Genomic DNA, 17710 nt, shown 5'->3' on the forward strand with positions numbered 1-17710 from the left:
GTTCGATCACGAGCGCTTACGAGCGCTTACGAGCTCTTTCAGGAGTCCCTTCATGAAGACGATCGACGAACTCCTCGCCGAAGGGGTCGCGGGCAAGCGGGCTTTCGTCCGCGCGGACCTGAACGTGCCGCTGGACGGCACGTCGATCACCGACGACGGCCGTATCCGCGCCGTGCTGCCCACGGTCAAGGCCCTCGCCGAGGCGGGCGCCCGCGTGGTCGTCGCCTCCCACCTGGGCCGCCCCAAGGGCGCCCCGGACCCGGCCTTCTCCCTCGAGCCCGCCGCCGCGCGCCTCGGTGAACTCCTCGGCGCCGACGTGGCCTTCGCGACCGACACGGTCGGCGAGTCCGCCCAGGCCACCGTCGCGGGCCTGAGCGACGGCCAGGTCGCCGTCGTCGAGAACCTGCGCTTCAACGCCGGCGAGACGAGCAAGGACGACGCCGAGCGCGGCGCCTTCGCCGACCGGCTCGCCGCCCTCGCCGACGTCTACGTCGGCGACGGCTTCGGAGCCGTGCACCGCAAGCACGCCTCCGTGTACGACCTCCCGGCCCGGCTGCCGCACTACGCCGGCTACCTCATCGCGACCGAGGTCGGCGTCCTCAAGAAGCTCACCGACGAGGTCGCGCGGCCCTACGTCGTCGCGCTCGGCGGGGCCAAGGTCTCCGACAAGCTCGCCGTGATCGACCAGCTGCTCGGCAAGGCCGACCGCATCCTCATCGGCGGCGGCATGGCCTACACCTTCCTCAAGGCCAAGGGCTACGAGATCGGCAAGTCCCTCCTCCAGGAGGACCAGATCCCGGCCGTCCAGGAGTACATCGAGCGCGCCGAGAAGACCGGCGTCGAGCTGGTCCTGCCGGTGGACGTCCTCGCCGGGACCGAGTTCCCGGACCTGAAGACCAAGGCCCCGGCCAACCCCACGACCGTCGCCGCGGACGCCATCCCGGCCGACCGACAGGGCCTCGACAACGGGCCCGAGACCTGCAAGCTGTACGCATCCAAGCTCGCCGACGCCGCCACCGTCTTCTGGAACGGTCCCATGGGCGTCTTCGAGCACCCCGACTACGCCGAGGGCACCAAGGCGGTCGCCCAGGCACTCGTCGAATCCAAGGGCTTCACCGTGGTCGGCGGTGGCGACTCCGCCGCCGCCGTGCGCATCCTGGGCTTCGACGAGACGGCATTCGGCCACATCTCGACCGGTGGCGGCGCCTCCCTCGAATACCTCGAGGGCAAGACGCTCCCCGGCCTCGCCGCACTGGAGGACTGACCCACATGACCGCGCGCACGCCGCTGATGGCGGGCAACTGGAAGATGAACCTCAACCACCTCGAGGCCATCGCCCACGTCCAGAAGCTCGCCTTCGCCCTGGCCGACAAGGACTACGAGGCCGTCGAGGTCGCCGTCCTGCCGCCCTTCACCGACCTGCGCTCCGTGCAGACCCTGGTCGACGGCGACAAGCTCAAGATCAAGTACGGTGCCCAGGACATCTCGGCGCACGACGGCGGTGCCTTCACCGGCGAGATCTCCGGCCCGATGCTGGCCAAGCTGAAGTGCTCGTACGTCGCCATCGGCCACAGCGAGCGGCGCCAGTACCACGCCGAGACCGACGAGCTGGTGAACGCCAAGGTCAAGGCCGCCTACAAGCACGGCCTGACGCCCATCCTGTGCGTCGGCGAGGAGCTGGAGGTCCGCGAGGCGGGCAACCACGTCTCCCACACCCTCGCCCAGGTCGAGGGCGGTCTGAAGGACCTCCCCGCCGAGCAGGCCGAGACCGTTGTGATCGCCTACGAGCCCGTCTGGGCCATCGGAACCGGCAAGGTCTGCGGAGCCGGGGACGCCCAGGAGGTCTGCTCGGCGATCCGCGGCAAGATCGCCGAGCTGTACTCGCAGGACCTGGCCGACAAGGTCCGCATCCAGTACGGCGGCTCGGTCAAGGCGGGCAACGTGGCCGAGATCATGGCCCAGGCCGACATCGACGGTGCCCTGGTCGGCGGCGCCTCGCTGGACGCCGACGAGTTCGTCAAGATCGTGCGCTTTCGCGACCAGTGAGTAGGCGGTAGCGGCGTAACGTCGTACCCTTGCGGGGTCCAGCCTTGTGCTGGGCCCCGCGTCGTCCGTCAGAATCCGAGGAAGTTGGTCCAGCCGTGGTTATGGGGTTCTCGATCGCCCTGATCGTCTTCAGCCTGCTGCTGATGCTGCTGGTGCTGATGCACAAGGGGAAGGGCGGCGGCCTCTCCGACATGTTCGGTGGCGGCATGCAGTCCTCCGTCGGCGGCTCCTCGGTCGCCGAGCGCAACCTCGACCGGATCACCGTCGTGGTCGGTCTGGGCTGGTTCGCGTGCATTGTCGTGCTCGGCATCCTGATGAAGGTGAACAACTGACCGAGACGCACTCCGCACGGAACTCGTACGCAAGGCCCCATGTTCGGTACGCGCCGCTGAGCGCGGCCTATCATGGGGCTTGCGTCTTTGTGTGAGGGTTGTAACTCCAATCACTGGACGCGCGTTGGGCCTTACGTAGACTGAGGCGCTCGCAGCGAAGCGGAACGCCGACTCGCTTCGCGGCACCATCACGCAGGGAGTTACGACCGTGGCAAGTGGCAACGCGATCCGGGGAAGCCGGGTCGGGGCGGGGCCGATGGGCGAGGCCGAGCGCGGCGAGTCCGCGCCGCGGCTGCGCATCTCCTTCTGGTGCTCCAACGGACACGAGACCCAGCCGAGCTTCGCCAGCGACGCGCAGGTGCCCGAAACCTGGGACTGTCCCCGCTGCGGATTCCCGGCCGGCCAGGACCGGGACAACCCCCCGGACCCGCCGCGCACCGAGCCCTACAAGACGCACCTGGCGTATGTGCGGGAGCGGCGCAGCGACGCGGACGGCGAGGCGATCCTCGCCGAGGCGCTCGCCAAACTGCGAGGCGAGATCTAGGAATTGAGACCGGCCGGACACCAGTAGGTGCCCGGCCGGAGCTGGTTTCCGAGCCCGCCGCGGCCCGCTCGCGGACCGATTGTCAGTGGTGCCCTCTACGGTTTGTGCATCGGGCGAACCGTGAGGGGGAACAGTGGCGACGGTCGAGGTGGGGAGCGTGCGCGCGCCCGCGTGGCGCGGGGCCTTCGGACGGCTGTGGAGCGCGGCCGTGCTGTCCAGCTTCGGTGACGCGCTGCGCAACGCCGCGCTGCCCCTGCTGGCGGTCACACTGACCGACGAGCCGCTGCTCATCGCCTCCGTCACCGCCTGCGGCTATCTGCCCTGGATCGTCTTCGGGCTGCTCGGCGGAGCCGTCGCCGACCGGGTGGACCAGCGGCGCGCCATGTGGATGGCGGACGCGTTACGCGGCCTGCTGATCGCCGCCTTCGCCGTGGCCGTCGCCCTCGGCCACGCCTCGATCGGCCTGCTCATCGTGCTGGCCGTCGCCCTCACCACCCTCCAGACCCTCTTCGACAACGCCGCGACCGCGCTGCTCCCCGCCCTGGTCGACCGGGACGCGCTCGGCAGCGCCAACGCCCGGCTGATGACCGGCCAGCGTGTCGCGGGCGGCCTGCTGGGCGGGCCGGTCGTGCCGCTGCTGCTGGCGGCCGGTGCCGCCGTGCCTTTCGCGGCCGACGCCGTGACCTTCCTGGTGGCCGCCGCGCTGATCGCCACTCTGCCGGCCGCCGGGACCGACCGTGAGCCGAGGCCGGCGGGCAGCACCCTGCGCCGTGAGATCGCGGAGGGCTTGCGCACCCTGTGGCGCGACCGCGCCCTGCGCGGCCTGTGCGCCGCCACCGCCCTGTGCAACATCGGCATGGGCACCCTGCTCGCCCTGCTGGTCGTCCTCGTCACCGACTGGCTGGAGGCGGGTTCCGTGGGCTACGCGGCGGCGGGCACCGCCTTCACTCTGGGCGGTCTGGCCGGGGGAGTGGTGAACAGCCGGCTGGTGGCGCGGCTCGGCCGGCAGCGGTCGGTGCTGCTCGCCGGATCGGTGCAGACCGCGGCCCTCGTCGTCATGGGCACCGTGCGCAGCCTGACCGTGCTGGTGGGGATGCTGGCCGTCTTCGGGCTCATGAGCATGGTGTGGAACGTCAACACGACGACGCTGATGCAGGAGCGCAGCCCCGCCGGGCTCCTGGGCCGGGTCAGCTCGGCCTTCCGCACCCTGGCCTTCGCCGGAGTGCCCCTCGGCGCCCTGCTCGGGGGAGCCGTCGCCACCGCCTGGGGCCCCAACACCCCGCCCCTGCTGACCGCCGCGTTCTTCCTCCTGGCCGTCATCGCGCTGATACCCACGCTCCACGCGAACGTATCTGTTGTTGAACCGGCCGACGGTGCCACGACAACCGACGCCACGCGCTGATCAATTAGGTTGGACCGGCAGCGGGGCAAGGTGCGCAGGCAGGACAGGAAAGAAGGCTGAAGTCCCAGATGAACGCAGACGGCCGTACCAGGCTCAATCAGACGCCCGAGTGGACGGCACTGGCCAAGCATCGCGAGGAACTGGGCGAGGTGGGGCTGCGCGAGCTGTTCGCCGCCGAGCCCGGCCGCGGCACCGCGTACGCCCTCCGGGTCGGCGACCTGTACGTCGACTACTCCAAGCACCTCGTCACCGACGACACCCTGCGACTGCTGCGGGGACTGGCCGCCGCCACCGATGTCTTCGGGCTCCGGGACGCCATGTTCCGCGGGGAGAAGATCAACACCACCGAGGACCGGTCGGTGCTGCACACCGCGCTGCGGGCGCCGCGGGACGCGGTGGTCGAGGTCGACGGTGAGAACGTGGTGCCGGGTGTGCACGCGGTGCTGGACAAGATGGCCGGCTTCGCCGACCGCGTCCGCTCCGGGGAGTGGACCGGCCACACCGGCAAGCGCATCCGCAACGTCGTCAACATCGGCATCGGCGGTTCCGACCTGGGTCCGGCGATGGCGTTCGAGGTGCTGCGCGCCTACACGGACCGCTCGATGACGTTCCGCTTCGTGTCGAACGTGGACGGTGCCGACCTGCACGAGGCGGTCAGGGATCTGGACCCGGCGGAGACGCTGTTCATCGTCGCGTCCAAGACCTTCACCACCATCGAGACGGTCACCAACGCCACCTCCGCCCGAAGCTGGCTGCTGGCCGCGCTCGGTGACGAGGCCGCTGTCGCCAAGCACTTCGTGGCGCTGTCGACGAACGCCGAGAAGGTCGCCGGGTTCGGTATCGACACGGCCAACATGTTCGAGTTCTGGGACTGGGTCGGCGGACGCTACTCGTACGACTCCGCGATCGGCCTGTCCCTGATGATCGCCATCGGCCCGGACCGCTTCCGGGAGATGCTCGACGGGTTCTGGATCGTCGACGAGCACTTCCGGACCGCGCCCGCCGAGTCCAATGTGCCGCTGCTGCTGGGCCTGCTGGGCATCTGGTACGGCAACTTCCACGACGCCCAGTCGCACGCGGTGCTGCCCTACAGCCACTATCTGTCGAAGTTCACCGCATATCTCCAGCAGCTCGACATGGAGTCCAACGGCAAGTACGTGGACCGGGACGGGCGTGAGGTCGAGTGGCAGACGGGGCCGGTGGTGTGGGGCACGCCGGGCACCAACGGGCAGCACGCCTACTACCAGCTCATCCACCAGGGCACGAAGCTGATCCCGGCGGACTTCATCGGCTTCGCGCGGCCCGTCGCCGAGCTGAGCGACGAGCTGAAGGCGCAGCACGATCTGCTGATGGCCAACTTCTTCGCGCAGACGCAGGCGCTCGCCTTCGGCAAGACGCCGCAGGAGGTGCGGGCCGAGGGGGTGCCGGAGGAGCTGGTGCCGCACAAGACGTTCCAGGGCAATCACCCGACGACCACGATCCTGGCGCCCGAGCTGACGCCGTCCGTCCTCGGCCAATTGGTCGCCCTCTACGAGCACAAGGTGTTCGTGCAGGGCGCGGTGTGGAACATCGATTCCTTCGACCAGTGGGGCGTGGAGCTGGGCAAGGTCCTCGCCAAGCGCGTCGAGCCCGCGCTGACCGAGGGCGCCGAGGTCGAGGGCCTGGACGCCTCCACCGAGGCTCTGGTCGCCACGTACCGGGAGCTGCGCGGACGGCAGTGACGACGAGCCCGGCGGGGGAGACGGGCCGGGCGGGAACGCGGGCGGTTGCGCGCCGTCCGCTTCCCCCCGGGCCCACCGGTTCTCCCGGGCCTACCGGTTCTCCCGGGCCTACCGGTCCCCCCGGGCCCACCGGAGGCGCCAGCCCGTACGCGCCTCACCGGCAGCACCTCTACGGCGGCTGGGCGGCGAAGCCGACGAGGTCAGGTGGGTCAGGCGACCGCGCTCAGCGTGTCCGCGAGGCGGCGGCGTGCCGCGCGCGCCGCGGGTAGGGCGGCCAGCGCGGCCGCGCAGAGCACCGCCGCCGCACCCAGCAGCAGCATGAGCAGGGCCGACGGGCCCTGGGCGATGCCCGCACCGATCCCGCTTGACCTGCCCTGGGCGTCGATGAGCCAGTGGGCGAGCGGCAGTCCCAGGGCGGTGGCGGCGAGGACGGCTGCCAGGGCCGTGCAGCCGGTGGCCGTGACCGTGATCGCCGTGATCTGGCGGGGGGACAGACCGATGGCCTTCAGCGCCAGCAGGTCCCGTTCGCCCTCGCGGACGGTGCCGCCGATCGCGGTCAGCAGCTCGATGAGCCCGATGAGGGCGAGCACGGCGATCAGCCCGGCGACGACGGCCCGCAGTGGGGAGAGCCCGTCGGCGGGGTTGGCCACGGTGTGCACGTCCAGATGGCCGCGCCCGGCCGTGGCGAGCCGGTCGGCGACCTCCCCCGGGTCGGCGCCGGGGTCCAGGCGCAGCTCGTAGAGGGTCGGGCGGAGCCCGGGGTCGTTGGCGCGGAGGGTGTCGAGGGACGTGGAGATGACCCGGCCGGCGTTCTCCGGCTCGATGCTGCGGCCCACGATGTGCAGGATCTGCGGCTGGTCGCCGACGGTCATGCGGACCCAGTCGCCGACGTGCACGTCCAGCAGGTCGAGCAGGCCCTGCCCGGCCACCGCCTCGTCGGCGCCACGGGCGGCGCGGCCCTCGGCGAGGGTGTAGGGGTAGGGGTCCTGCTGGGTGCCGAGGCCGCGCAGGGCGATGGTCGCCGTCTGGCCCGGGACCAGGGCGGCCGTCTCGACGCCGGGGTAGGCGGCGGCGACCTGCGGGTCGCGTTCCAGGAGGGTGCGGGTCTGCCGTTCGTTCAGGCCGGCGTCGGCGCGGACGCTGAGGGTGGTGGGCAGGCCGATCTGCTCCGGCTCGCTGTGGAAGCGGTCGATGGTGGTCCACGCGCTCATCGCCACGACGATCAGCAGCAGCGGCAGCGTGAGGCGGGCGACGGTGGCGAGGGAGCGGGGGCGGCGGGTGAATGCCTTGTGCCAGCCCAGCACCAGCGCGGGCGGAATCCGCAGGCCGAGGGCCCGGCGGGCCATGCCGGAGAGCTGTCCGGTGCGTGGCGCCGCGGGCGGGAGTCGAAGGACGCGGCGCAGGACGCTCGCCGGCCGCACTCCGTGGCCGGCTTCCGTTTCGCCGGGCGCGCGCCCGCGGCTTCGGCCCGTCGCCCCGGTCAATCGCCCGCCCAGCGCCGCCGTGGGCCTCGGCACCGGCACCGGCGGGACTCGTCCCGCCCGCCATGCGGCAAGGCCGGTGGTCGCGCCGATGAACAGCACGGCACCCACCGGGATCACGATCAGCGCCACGGTGTGCCCGGGAAGGCCCTGCCACACCCCGACCGCGTCCCCGAGCCGTCCGGGGATGCGGCTGCCCAGTACCTCGGCGAGCGCGGCGGCGGCAACGGCGCCCAGCAGGGCGTAGGCGAGATGCTGGAGCAGGAAGACGCGGACCACCTGGCCCGGGGTGAAGCCGATCGCCTTCAGGATGGAGAGATCCCGCAGGTGGCCCCGGATACGGGTGCTGATCGCCCCATGCACGGCGAGCCCGGCGGCGACCAGCGCGCCCAGCCCGAACAGGCCCAGCACCTGGCCGAGGAGCCGGTTGTCGCCCTGGGCCTCGGCGCGGGCCTGCTGCCAGGTGGACACCTCGCCGATCGCCCCGGCTCCCAGCACGGTCACGGCACGCTGCACGACGTAGGAGGTGTCGCCGGGGTCCGTCAGGCGCAGCCCGATCACCTGGCCGCCGGGGTCGGGCACGGCCGACGGCAGGGCCCACACCAGGCCCGGCTGCTCACCGGGCCGGTAGCGGGGCTCGGCGCTGTCGGCGAGCCCCACGACGGTCAGCTCGCGGGCGGTGCCGGGCACGCCGATGGTGTCGCCGGGCTCGGCCAGCAGGGCGCGGGCGAGGCGGCTCTCCAGGACCACACCGTTCGGCGTCGAAGGGTCGAGCCAGCGGCCGGAGACGACCGGCGGGTTGCCGACGGACGGCCGTTCCTGAGTGCCGCGCAACTCCACGGCGGCGCGGCTGCCTCGTGAGGAGACGGTGACATCGGCGGTGGGATAGGGACCGGCGACGGAGTCGACGCCGTCCAGACCGGCCAGCTTCCCGGTGTCGGCGGCCGCGTCGGTGTGCAGCCACACATGCGCGCCGTGCGACTGTGTGAAGACGCGCTGCCAGGGGTTGGTCGCGTACCCGAACAGGGCCGTGGCCAGCAGCAGCGAGGCGACGATGCCCGCGGTGGCCAGGACGAGGAACAGCGCCTCGCCGCGGTGCGTGCGCAGATCGGAGTGGGCCCAGCGCAGGGTGGCTCGCACGGGCCTCAGCCTCTCGGCCCGGACGCCGGGCAGCCGTCGTACACCCGCATGTCAGTCCTTCACCCGCATGTCAGTCCTTGAGTTCCAGCACACCGGAGATGCCGGACCGGCGCGGGGGTGTGCCGCCGTCGAGTTCCGCGTCGTCGGCGATCCGGCCGTCGAAGAAGCTGATCACCCGGTCCGCCGCGCTCGCCAGCCGCGCGTCATGGGTGACCAGCAGGATCGTCTGGCCGCGCTGGTGGAAGCGGGACAGCAGCCGCATCACCTCGCGGGTGCCCTTGCTGTCGAGGCTGCCGGCCGGTTCGTCGGCCAGGAGCAGCGGGGGATGGTTGACCAGGGCCCGGGCCAGGGCGACCCGCTGCTGCTCACCGCCGGACAGCTCGCCCGGCATGCTGCGCTCCTTGCCCGTCAGCCCCAGCTCGGCCAGCAGCTGCTCGCGCTCGGTGCGCGCCCGCTTCGGCGAGCTTCCGGCGAGCAGGGCGGGCAGCTCCACGTTGTCGGCGACGGACAGGCTGGACACCAGGTTGAAGAACTGGAAGACGATCCCGATCCGCTTCCTGCGCTCCACCGCCCAGCGGGCCTCGCCGTAGGTGTCGGTGGACTCGCCGTCGAGCCAGAGATGGCCCGCGTCCGGCCGCTGGAGCCCGCCGAGCAGATGCAGCAGCGTCGACTTCCCGGCGCCGGACGGGCCGGTGATCGCCACGAACTCGCCCTGCCGCACGCACAGATCGACCCCGCGCACGGCATGGGCGGGCGCGCCCTCGCCGTGGTGCGTCTTCACCAGCCCCTCGGCGCGCAGCACAGGAGCGGGACGGTCGTCGCTCACTCCAGCTCCTCCAGCTCTTCCTGGCACCGCTCCAGCCAGTCCAGATCGGCCTGCAAGTGCAGCATCGCACCCTCTATCAGCAGATGCGCGATGCGATTGTCGCGGTCCTCGGCGGCGGCCAGCTTCGACAGCTGCCGCATGGTGTTCAGATACTGGCGCCGCTGGTGGTTGATCAGGGAGATCTGGTCGGCGAGACCGGTCTGCGGAGCGAGCGCCAGCTTCATGAAGAAGTCGTCCCGTACCCGCGGCTCGTCCTCGGGCTCCTCGAACCAGGCGCGCAGCGCCTCCCGCCCGGCGTCGGTGAGGTGGTAGACCTTTTTATTGGGCCGGCTGGACTGCGCCACGTCCTCGCCCTCGATCAGTCCCGACTTCTCGAGGCGGCCGAGGGTCACATAGATCTGGCCGACATTCGGCTGAGGGTACGCGGAGCCCAGCAGTTGCTCAAGGTCCTGCTTGAGCTCGTAGCCATGGGCGGGGCCGCGGGCGAGGAGTGCCAGGAGGTGCAGGCGCACGCGTGCAGTCCTCCTGTCCGGTCAATGTGCTCCAGACCCTAGTATCGCCCATACCTAACAGGTATACATGGCCTCTGATTCCGGGCAAGGGAGCCCGACGCCGGTGTACAGGGAGGAACCTATGCGGTGGATCCATGCCGCGGGTAGGGGCCTTCTCGTTCTCGTCGTGGTCATGACCGGCTACGTCGCCGCCGGAGCGCAGGCGGGCGAGCCGGCGGGCGGCGGCCGCGGACCGCTCACCCTGGCCACCGCCGGAGACCTCACCGGCTATCTCGGCCCCCTGCTGGAGGGCTGGAACCGCACCCACCCCGGCGAGAAGGTGACCCTCGTCGAGCTGCCCGACTCGGCCGACGAGACCCAGGCGCAGATGTCCACCGACCTGCGCGACGGCGACCGCAGCAGGTTCGACGTGCTCAACATCGACGTCAACTGGACCTCGGAGTTCGCCGCCGCGGGCTGGATCAGACCCCTGCCCCGTGACCGCTTCCCGCTGAAGACCTTCCTCCCGCCGGTCGTCGACACGGCGACCTACGACGGACAGCTCTACGCCGTCCCGTACGTCACCAACGCCGGCCTGCTCCTCTATCGCAAGGACATCCTGGACAAGGAGGGCGTCGAGCCGCCGCGCACCTGGGCGGAGCTGGAGCGGTACGCGAAGACCATCGCCCCGAAGCACGGCCTCGACGGCTACGCCGGGCAGTTCCTCCCCTACGAGGGCCTCACCGTCAACGCGGCGGAAGCCGTCTACTCGGCGGGCGGCTCGATCCTCGGCGACGAGGGCGAGCGCGTCACCGTCGACTCGGCGGCGGCCCGCGAGGGCATCGGCTTCCTGACCCGCGGAGTGCGAGAGGGCTGGATCTCGAAAGAGGCGCTGACCTACAAGGAGGAGGAGTCCAAGCAGGCCTTCCAGGACGGCCGGCTGCTCTTCCTGCGGAACTGGCCGTACGCGTACGTCGGCGCCTCCGCCCCGGGGTCCCGGGTCGCCGGGAAGATCGGCGCCGTGCCGCTGCCCGGACGGGACGGGCCGGGGACGAGTGTCCTCGGCGGCTCCAACCTGGCCGTCAGCTCACACGCCCGGCATCCCGACTCGGCCGCCCGTCTGATCGCGTACCTCACCAGTGAGGGCGTCCAGCGCCAGGTCCTCACCCGTGGCGCGCTGCCGCCCGTACGGGCCGATCTCTACAAGGACCCGCAGCTCATCCGCAGGTTCCCGTACCTGCCGACCCTGCGCGAGAGCGTGCTCGCGGCCGAGCCGCGCCCCAAGAGCCCGCGCTACGACCAGGTCAGCCTGGTCGTCCAGGCCGTCGTGCACGACGCGATGGCCGGGCACGAGACGCCGACGGCCGCGGTGCGCCGTCTGGCGCGGGAGCTCGACGTCATCTCGCGCGGGTAGCGCTTCCAGCGGCTTCCAGTGACCCGCTTCTAGTTACTTGTTAGGTAACGCGCACGTCTCATCTGGCTGAGATATGCCCGTTTGATGCCCAATTTTACTACCTCAACTCCCCGGTAGCTTCTGTCTTTTCATTGACACCCTCGCGACACGCCTACTTAACATGCATGCATAACCGCTGCCCCTCCACAGAGACAGGTCGATGGGTTGAACAGGCACCACTGGTGGCGTGACGCAGTGATCTATCAGGTGTACGTCCGCAGCTTCCTCGACAGCACCGGCGACGGCATCGGCGATCTCGCCGGAGTCCGGGCCGGACTGCCGTATCTGAAGAAGCTCGGCGTCGACGGGATCTGGCTGAGCCCCTTCTATCCCTCGCCGCAGCACGACCACGGCTACGACGTGGCCGACTACTGCGACGTCGACCCGCTCTTCGGCGACCTCGCCGAGTTCGACCAGCTGGTCGGGGCCGCGCGGCGGCTCGGCGTGAAGGTGCTGCTCGACATCGTCCCGAACCACTGCTCCAGCGAGCACCCCTGGTTCCGCGAGGCCCTCGCCGCGGCTCCCGGCAGCGAGGCCCGCGCCCGCTTCCACTTCGCCGACGGCCGCGGCCCGGACGGCGACGAGCCGCCCAACAACTGGCACGCCATGTTCGGCGGGCCGGCGTGGAGCCGGGTGACCGAGGCGGACGGGCGGCCCGGCCAGTGGTACCTGCACATGTTCACGCCCGAGCAGCCCGACTGGAACTGGCGTGACCCGGAGGTCGCCGCCGAGTTCGACCGGGTCCTGCGCTTCTGGCTGGACCGGGGCGTCGACGGCTTCCGCATCGACGTCGCCGCCGGCCTCTACAAGCACCCCGAGCTGCCCGACTCCGACGACCCGGAGGCCGACGCCCGCACCCGCGACTCGGTCAACCCGCTCGCCTGGAACCAGCCCGAGGTACACGAGGTGTGGCGCCGCTGGCGCTCCATATGCGAGGACTACACCGAGCGCGACGGCTGCGAACGCCTCCTCGTCGGCGAGGTCTCCGTCCCGACCGCCCGCGAGCACGCCCGGTACGTCCGCCCGGACGAACTCCACCAGGCCTTCTTCTTCGACCTGCTCAGCGCCCCCTGGGACCCGGACGCCTTCCAGAAGGTCATCTCCGAGGCCATGCAGGACATCGCCGGGACCGGCTCGACGGTCACCTGGGTCCTCAACAACCACGACCAGGTCCGCACCGTCACCCGCTACGGCGAACCCGCCACCGAAGGCAGCGGCCTCGGCGCCGCCCGGGCCCGCGCCGCCGCGCTGCTGATGCTGGCACTGCCCGGCGCCGCCTACATCTACCAGGGCGAGGAGCTCGGCCTGCCCGAGGTCGTCGACCTGCCCGACGACGTGCTCACCGACCCGATCTTCCACCGCACCGGCAGCCGGGCCCGCATCCGCGACGGCTGCCGGGTGCCGCTGCCCTGGTCGGGGCAGGCCTCGCCCTTCGGCTTCACCTCCGGCGAGGAGAGCGCCAAGCCGTGGCTGCCGCAGCCGGAGTACTTCGCCGAGTACGCCACCGACCGCGCCCTCGCCGACACCCGCTCCTTCTGGCACCTGTACCGCGACGGCCTCCAACTGCGCGGCACCCTGCCTCAGCTGGGCGAGGGCACTTTGCGCTGGCTGGACGCCCCGCCCGGCGTCCTCGCCTTCGCCCGCGGCGACGACCTGGTGTGCGCCGTCAACTTCGGTACGGCACCCACCCCCGCGCCGGTCCCCGGCACCCCTCTGCTCGCCAGCGGCCCCTGCCCCGCCGGGGTACTGCCCGGCTCCACGGCCGCCTGGTGGATCCGTTCCTGAACTCCCCGCAAGTCAACTCCCCGAAGGGACATCAACGATGATGCGACGACGTACCACCCTGCTCGCCGGCTGCACCGCCCTCGCCCTGTCGCTCGGCGCGACCGCCTGCGGCGGCGGCCCCGTCGCGGCCGGAGGCGGCGACAAGGCCCTCAGCGGCCAGACCGTCACCGTGGCCGGCGTCTGGTCCGGCACCGAGCAGAAGAACTTCCAGAAGGTGCTCGACGCCTTCACCGAGAAGACCGGCGCCAAGACGCAGTTCACGTCCACCGGCGACAACGTATCCACCGTCGTCGGCAGCAAGATCGAGGGTGGCAACGCCCCCGACGTCGTGATGGTCCCGCAGGTCGGCGTGCTCAAGCAGTTCGCGCAGAAGGGCTGGCTCAAGCCGCTGTCGAAGAAGACCGAGCAGGCCGTCGACGCGGGCTACGCCCCCGTGTGGAAGAAGTACGGCAGCGTCGACGGCACCCTCTACGGCCTGTACTTCAAGGCCGCCCACAAGTCGACCGTCTGGTACAGCCCCGACGCCCTCGCCCAGGCCGGCGTGAAGCCGCCGAAGTCGTACGACGAGATGCTCAAGGCCGGGCAGACCGTGTCCGACTCCGGGCTCGCCGCGTTCTCCGTCGCCGGACAGGACGGCTGGACCCTCACCGACTGGTTTGAGAACGTCTACCTGTCGCAGGCCGGACCCGAGAAGTACGACGCCCTCGCCGCGCACAAGCTGAAGTGGACCGACGCGTCGGTCGTCGACGCCCTCACCACGCTCGGCAAGCTCTTCCAGGACAAGCAGCTCATCGCCGGCGGCCAGAAGGGCGCGCTGAACACCGACTTCCCCGGCTCCGTGGAGAAGGTCTTCGGACCCGAGCCCGAGGCCGGCATGGTCTACGAGGGCGACTTCGTCGCCGGCGTCGCCAAGGACCAGTTCGGCAAGACCGTCGGCAAGGACGCGAACTTCTTCCCGTTCCCCGCGGTCGGCGGCGGTGAGGCTCCGGTCGTCAGCGGCGGTGACGCGGCCGCCGTCCTGAAGGACGGCAAGAACCAGAAGGCCGCGCAGGCCCTCACGGAGTACCTGGCCACGCCGGAGGCCTCCGAGGTGTGGGCCGAGGCGGGCGGCTTCCTCTCCCCGAACAAGGAACTCGACCTCGCCAAGTACGGCGACGATGTCACCCGCGCCACCGCCAAGTCCCTCGTCCAGGCCGGGGACTCGGTCCGCTTCGACATGTCCGACCAGGCCCCCGCGGCCTTCGGCGGCACCAAGGGCACCGGCGAGTGGAAGCTGCTCCAGGACTTCCTGCGCGACCCGTCCGACCCGAAGGGCACCGCGGCGAAGCTGGAGGCCGCGGCGGCCAAGGCGTACCAGGACTGATACGCCATGACAGCGACCCTCGTGAAAGAGACGAGTCCACCGCCGCCCGGCACGATCGCCGACCGGACGCGGCGACTGCGCCGGCGCGGCAAGGTCATCGCCCTGCTGTTCGTGCTGCCCGCGCTGCTGCTGCTCGGCGCGCTCGTCGTCTACCCCGTGCTGTTCAGCATCGGCCGCAGCTTCTTCGACGCCTCCGGGACGACGTTCGTCGGCGGCGACAACTACGCCGAGATGTTCAGCGACCCGGCGACCCTCAACGCCGTCCGCAACACGGCCATCTGGGTCGTCGTCGCACCGGCCCTGCTGACCGGCCTCGGGCTGATCCTGGCCGTCCTGGTGGAGAAGGTCCGCTGGGCCACCGCCTTCAAACTGCTCCTCTTCATGCCGATGGCGGTCTCCTTCCTCGCCGCCGGCATCATCTTCCGCCTCGCCTACGACGAGGACCCCGACAAGGGCGTCCTCAACGCGGCGGTCGTCTCCGTCCACGACGCGTTCGAGGGCTCCTCGTCCTACCCGACGGCCCGGGGACGTGACGGGCAGGGTCTGACCAAGGAGAAGGACGGGTCGTACCGCACGAGCCAGAGCGTGTCACCGGGCAACGCGGTGACGCTCCCGCTGGTCGGCGTACTGCCCGACGACCTGCCGGGCGGGACGAAGCCGGCGTACGCGGCGGCGGGACAGAAGGCCGCCGCCGACGAAGTGCGCGGCGTGGTCTACCTGGACTTCACGCCCGGCGGGGGAGGGGAGCAGGGCAAGGTCGACCGGAGCGAGAGCGGACTGCCCGAGATGAAGGTCGAGGCGGTGCGCGACGGCAAGACGGTCGCCACGGCGACCACCGCCTCCGACGGCTCCTTCCGCTTCCAGGGCCTCGAACCCGGCTCCTACGCGGTGCAGTTGCCCTCGTCCAACTTCGCCCCGCCCTACGAGGGCGTCTCCTGGCTCGGACCGGCCCTGGTCACACCGGCGATCATCGGCGCGTACCTGTGGATCTGGACCGGCTTCTCCATGGTGCTCATCGGCGCCGGACTGGCGACGCTGCCGCGCGACACGCTGGAGGCGGCGCGGATGGACGGCGCCAACGAATGGCAGATCTTCCGGCGGATCACCGTGCCGCTGCTGGCACCCGTCCTGACCGTCGTCTTCATCACCCTGGTCATCAACGTGATGAAGGTCTTCGACCTCGTCTACATCATCGCGCCCGGGCCGGTACAGGAAGACGCGACCGTCCTCGCGACGCAGATGTGGCTGGTGTCGTTCGGCGGCGGCAACAACCAGGGACTCGGCAGCGCACTCGGAGTGCTGCTCCTGCTCCTGGTGGTCCCGGCCATGGTGTTCAACGTCCGCCGCTTCCGAAGGAGTCAGCGATGAACGCGGTTCGGCGCGGGTTGGGCAACGGAGTCGTCCAGGCCTTCCTCGTGATCGTGGGCCTGGTGTGGATGACGCCGCTGGCCGGGCTGTTCCTGTCCTCGATGCGGTCCGCCGAGGAGACCGCGAAGGGCGGCTGGTGGACGGTGTTCACCAGCCCGGGGCAGCTGTCCTTCGACAACTACTCGGAGCTGCTGGGGAACGCCGGGATCACGACGGCGTTCTGGAACACGGTGCTGATCTCGGTGCCGACCACGGTTCTGGTCGTCGTCATCGCCGCGCTCGCGGGGTACGCCTTCGCGTGGCTGGACTTCCCCGGGCGGGAGACGATCTTTCTGGTCGTGGTCGCGTTGCTGGTGGTGCCCGTGCAGATCGGGCTGCTGCCGGTCGCGAAACTCTTCGGGCAGCTGGGGCTGTTCGGGACGATCCCGGGTGTCGTGCTCTTCCATGTCGCCTACGGGCTGCCGTTCGCGGTGTTCCTGCTGCGGAACTACTTCTCCGAGATACCGAAGGAGATGCTGGAGGCCGCGCGCATGGACGGGGGCAGTGAGTGGCGTATCTTCACGCGGCTCGTGCTGCCCGTGGGGCGGCCGGCGATCGCCTCCCTGGCCATCTTCCAGTTCCTGTGGGTGTGGAACGACATGCTGGTGGCGTTGCTGTTCGCGGACAGTGCGTCGCAGCCGTTGACGGTGGAACTCCAGTCGCAGATCCGGCAGTTCGGCAGCAACATCGATGTGCTGGCGCCGGGGGCGTTCGTGTCCCTGGTCGTGCCTGTGGTCGTGTTCTTCGCGTTCCAGAAGCACTTTGTGCAGGGCGTGATGGCGGGGTCGGTCAAGTAGCCGCTGCCTGTTCGCGTACCAGGGGGCTCCGCCCCCTGGACCCCCGCCTGTGCCCACCCACCACCCGAAACTGTCCTTGATGGGTGGGCCAAGGCCCGGAGGATCCAGGGGGCGGAGCCCCCTGGTATGCCTATGCCGACGCCGGCGGATACAGCGAGCGCGGGAGCTGGGAGGCCGCCGCCCCGTCCAGCAGCCACAGCGTCCGGCTGCGGCCGTACGCCCCCGCCGCCGGGGCCTGGATCTCGCCCGCGCCCGAGAGCGCGATCGCCGCGGCCTGGGCCTTGTCCTCGCCCGCCGCCAGGAGCCACACCTCACGAGCCGCCCGGATCGCAGGCAACGTCAGCGTCACCCGGGTCGGAGGCGGCTTGGGCGCGCCGTGGACGCCGACGACCGTACGGTCCGTCTCCCGGACCGCGGGAAGCTCCGGGAACAGGGACGCGACATGCGTGTCCGGACCGACGCCCAGCATCAGGACGTCGAACGTCGGCACGGGGCCGTGGTTCTCCGGGCCGGCCGCTCGGGCAAGTTCCTCCGCGTACGCGGCCGCCGCCGCGTCCACGTCGGCGCCGTCGGGGCCGTCCGACGCGGGCATCGCGTGCACCCGCTTCGGATCGAGCGGCACCGTGTCCAGCAGCGCCTCCCTCGCCTGCGTGATGTTGCGCTCCGGGTCGCCCTCGGGCAGGAACCGCTCGTCGCCCCACCAGAGGTCGAGCCGGCTCCAGTCGACGGCGTCCCGGGCGGGCGCCGCGGCCAGGGCGGCCAGCAGGCCGTTGCCGTTGCGGCCGCCCGTGAGGACCACGGACGCCGAGCCCCGGGAGGCCTGGGCGTCCACGATCTTCGTGATCAGCCGGGCCGCCGCGGCCTGCGCCATCAGCTCCTTGTCGCGGTGCACGACCAGCTGCGGTGCCGTACTCACTTCGTC

The 17710-nt window shown here is 71.0% G+C and carries 15 protein-coding genes; 11 read left to right on the forward strand and 4 right to left on the reverse strand.

Translation table 11 applies throughout. The features are described from left to right. Positions 1–52: 52 nt before the first annotated feature. The 6 genes from pgk to pgi all read left to right on the forward strand — a co-directional run bounded on the left by pgk (position 53) and on the right by pgi (position 6045). The gene (pgk, locus tag NNW99_RS29420; RefSeq protein ID WP_215122192.1) at positions 53–1264 is read left to right on the forward strand and encodes a phosphoglycerate kinase; all 1212 of its coding nucleotides are present in this window, start codon (positions 53–55) and stop codon (positions 1262–1264) included. Between the two features lie 5 nt (positions 1265–1269). Next, on the forward strand, positions 1270–2046 hold the full coding sequence (gene tpiA / locus NNW99_RS29425; protein WP_215122193.1) for a triose-phosphate isomerase: 777 nt from the start codon (positions 1270–1272) through the stop codon (positions 2044–2046). A gap of 101 nt (positions 2047–2147) precedes the next feature. Further along, positions 2148–2378 carry a preprotein translocase subunit SecG gene (gene secG, locus NNW99_RS29430; RefSeq protein ID WP_184596855.1) on the forward strand — a complete coding sequence of 77 codons (231 nt, stop codon included), beginning with the start codon at positions 2148–2150 and terminating at the stop codon, positions 2376–2378. 208 nt (positions 2379–2586) lie between these two features. Beyond that, a complete protein-coding gene (locus NNW99_RS29435; protein WP_003976875.1) occupies positions 2587–2922 on the forward strand; it encodes an RNA polymerase-binding protein RbpA in 336 nt (111 codons plus the stop codon). Positions 2923–3055: 133 nt separating this feature from the next. Continuing rightward, positions 3056–4324 carry an MFS transporter gene (locus NNW99_RS29440; protein ID WP_215122194.1) on the forward strand — a complete coding sequence of 423 codons (1269 nt, stop codon included), beginning with the start codon at positions 3056–3058 and terminating at the stop codon, positions 4322–4324. A gap of 68 nt (positions 4325–4392) precedes the next feature. Further along, on the forward strand, positions 4393–6045 hold the full coding sequence (pgi, locus tag NNW99_RS29445) for a glucose-6-phosphate isomerase (RefSeq protein WP_215122195.1): 1653 nt from the start codon (positions 4393–4395) through the stop codon (positions 6043–6045). A gap of 209 nt (positions 6046–6254) precedes the next feature. Here pgi and NNW99_RS29450 read toward each other — a convergent pair whose 3' ends face one another. The 3 genes from NNW99_RS29450 to NNW99_RS29460 form a co-directional block, all read right to left on the reverse strand. After that, on the reverse strand, positions 6255–8666 hold the full coding sequence (locus NNW99_RS29450; RefSeq protein ID WP_215122196.1) for an FtsX-like permease family protein: 2412 nt from the start codon (positions 8664–8666) through the stop codon (positions 6255–6257). Between the two features lie 70 nt (positions 8667–8736). Further along, positions 8737–9492, reverse strand: coding sequence for an ABC transporter ATP-binding protein (locus NNW99_RS29455; RefSeq protein WP_215122197.1), 756 nt, complete (start codon positions 9490–9492; stop codon positions 8737–8739). Continuing rightward, positions 9489–10004, reverse strand: coding sequence for a PadR family transcriptional regulator (locus NNW99_RS29460; protein ID WP_184596865.1), 516 nt, complete (start codon positions 10002–10004; stop codon positions 9489–9491). Before NNW99_RS29460 ends, NNW99_RS29455 begins: the two co-directional genes overlap by 4 nt. A 121-nt stretch (positions 10005–10125) precedes the next feature. On the opposite strand from NNW99_RS29460, the gene NNW99_RS29465 reads away from it, so the two are divergent. The 5 genes from NNW99_RS29465 (at position 10126) to NNW99_RS29485 (ending at position 16788) form a co-directional block, all read left to right on the forward strand. After that, positions 10126–11397: an ABC transporter substrate-binding protein gene (locus tag NNW99_RS29465; protein ID WP_215122198.1), complete on the forward strand. Its 1272-nt coding sequence runs from the start codon at positions 10126–10128 to the stop codon at positions 11395–11397. Positions 11398–11601: 204 nt separating this feature from the next. Then, entirely contained in the window at positions 11602–13221 is a 1620-nt protein-coding gene (locus tag NNW99_RS29470; RefSeq protein WP_215122199.1) for a glycoside hydrolase family 13 protein, read from the forward strand. 37 nt (positions 13222–13258) lie between these two features. Then, positions 13259–14584 carry an ABC transporter substrate-binding protein gene (locus NNW99_RS29475; protein WP_215122200.1) on the forward strand — a complete coding sequence of 442 codons (1326 nt, stop codon included), beginning with the start codon at positions 13259–13261 and terminating at the stop codon, positions 14582–14584. Between the two features lie 6 nt (positions 14585–14590). Beyond that, entirely contained in the window at positions 14591–15952 is a 1362-nt protein-coding gene (locus NNW99_RS29480; RefSeq protein WP_215122201.1) for an ABC transporter permease subunit, read from the forward strand. After that, entirely contained in the window at positions 15949–16788 is an 840-nt protein-coding gene (locus NNW99_RS29485) for a carbohydrate ABC transporter permease (RefSeq protein WP_215122202.1), read from the forward strand. The genes NNW99_RS29480 and NNW99_RS29485 overlap by 4 nt, the downstream gene beginning before the upstream one ends. 130 nt (positions 16789–16918) lie before the next feature. Here NNW99_RS29485 and pgl read toward each other — a convergent pair whose 3' ends face one another. After that, a complete protein-coding gene (gene pgl / locus NNW99_RS29490) occupies positions 16919–17704 on the reverse strand; it encodes a 6-phosphogluconolactonase (protein WP_215122203.1) in 786 nt (261 codons plus the stop codon). Positions 17705–17710 lie beyond the last annotated feature (6 nt).

It is taken from the genome of Streptomyces sp. CRCS-T-1 (assembly GCF_024442335.1).
In the GTDB taxonomy this organism is placed as follows: Bacteria; Actinomycetota; Actinomycetes; order Streptomycetales; family Streptomycetaceae; genus Streptomyces; species Streptomyces koelreuteriae.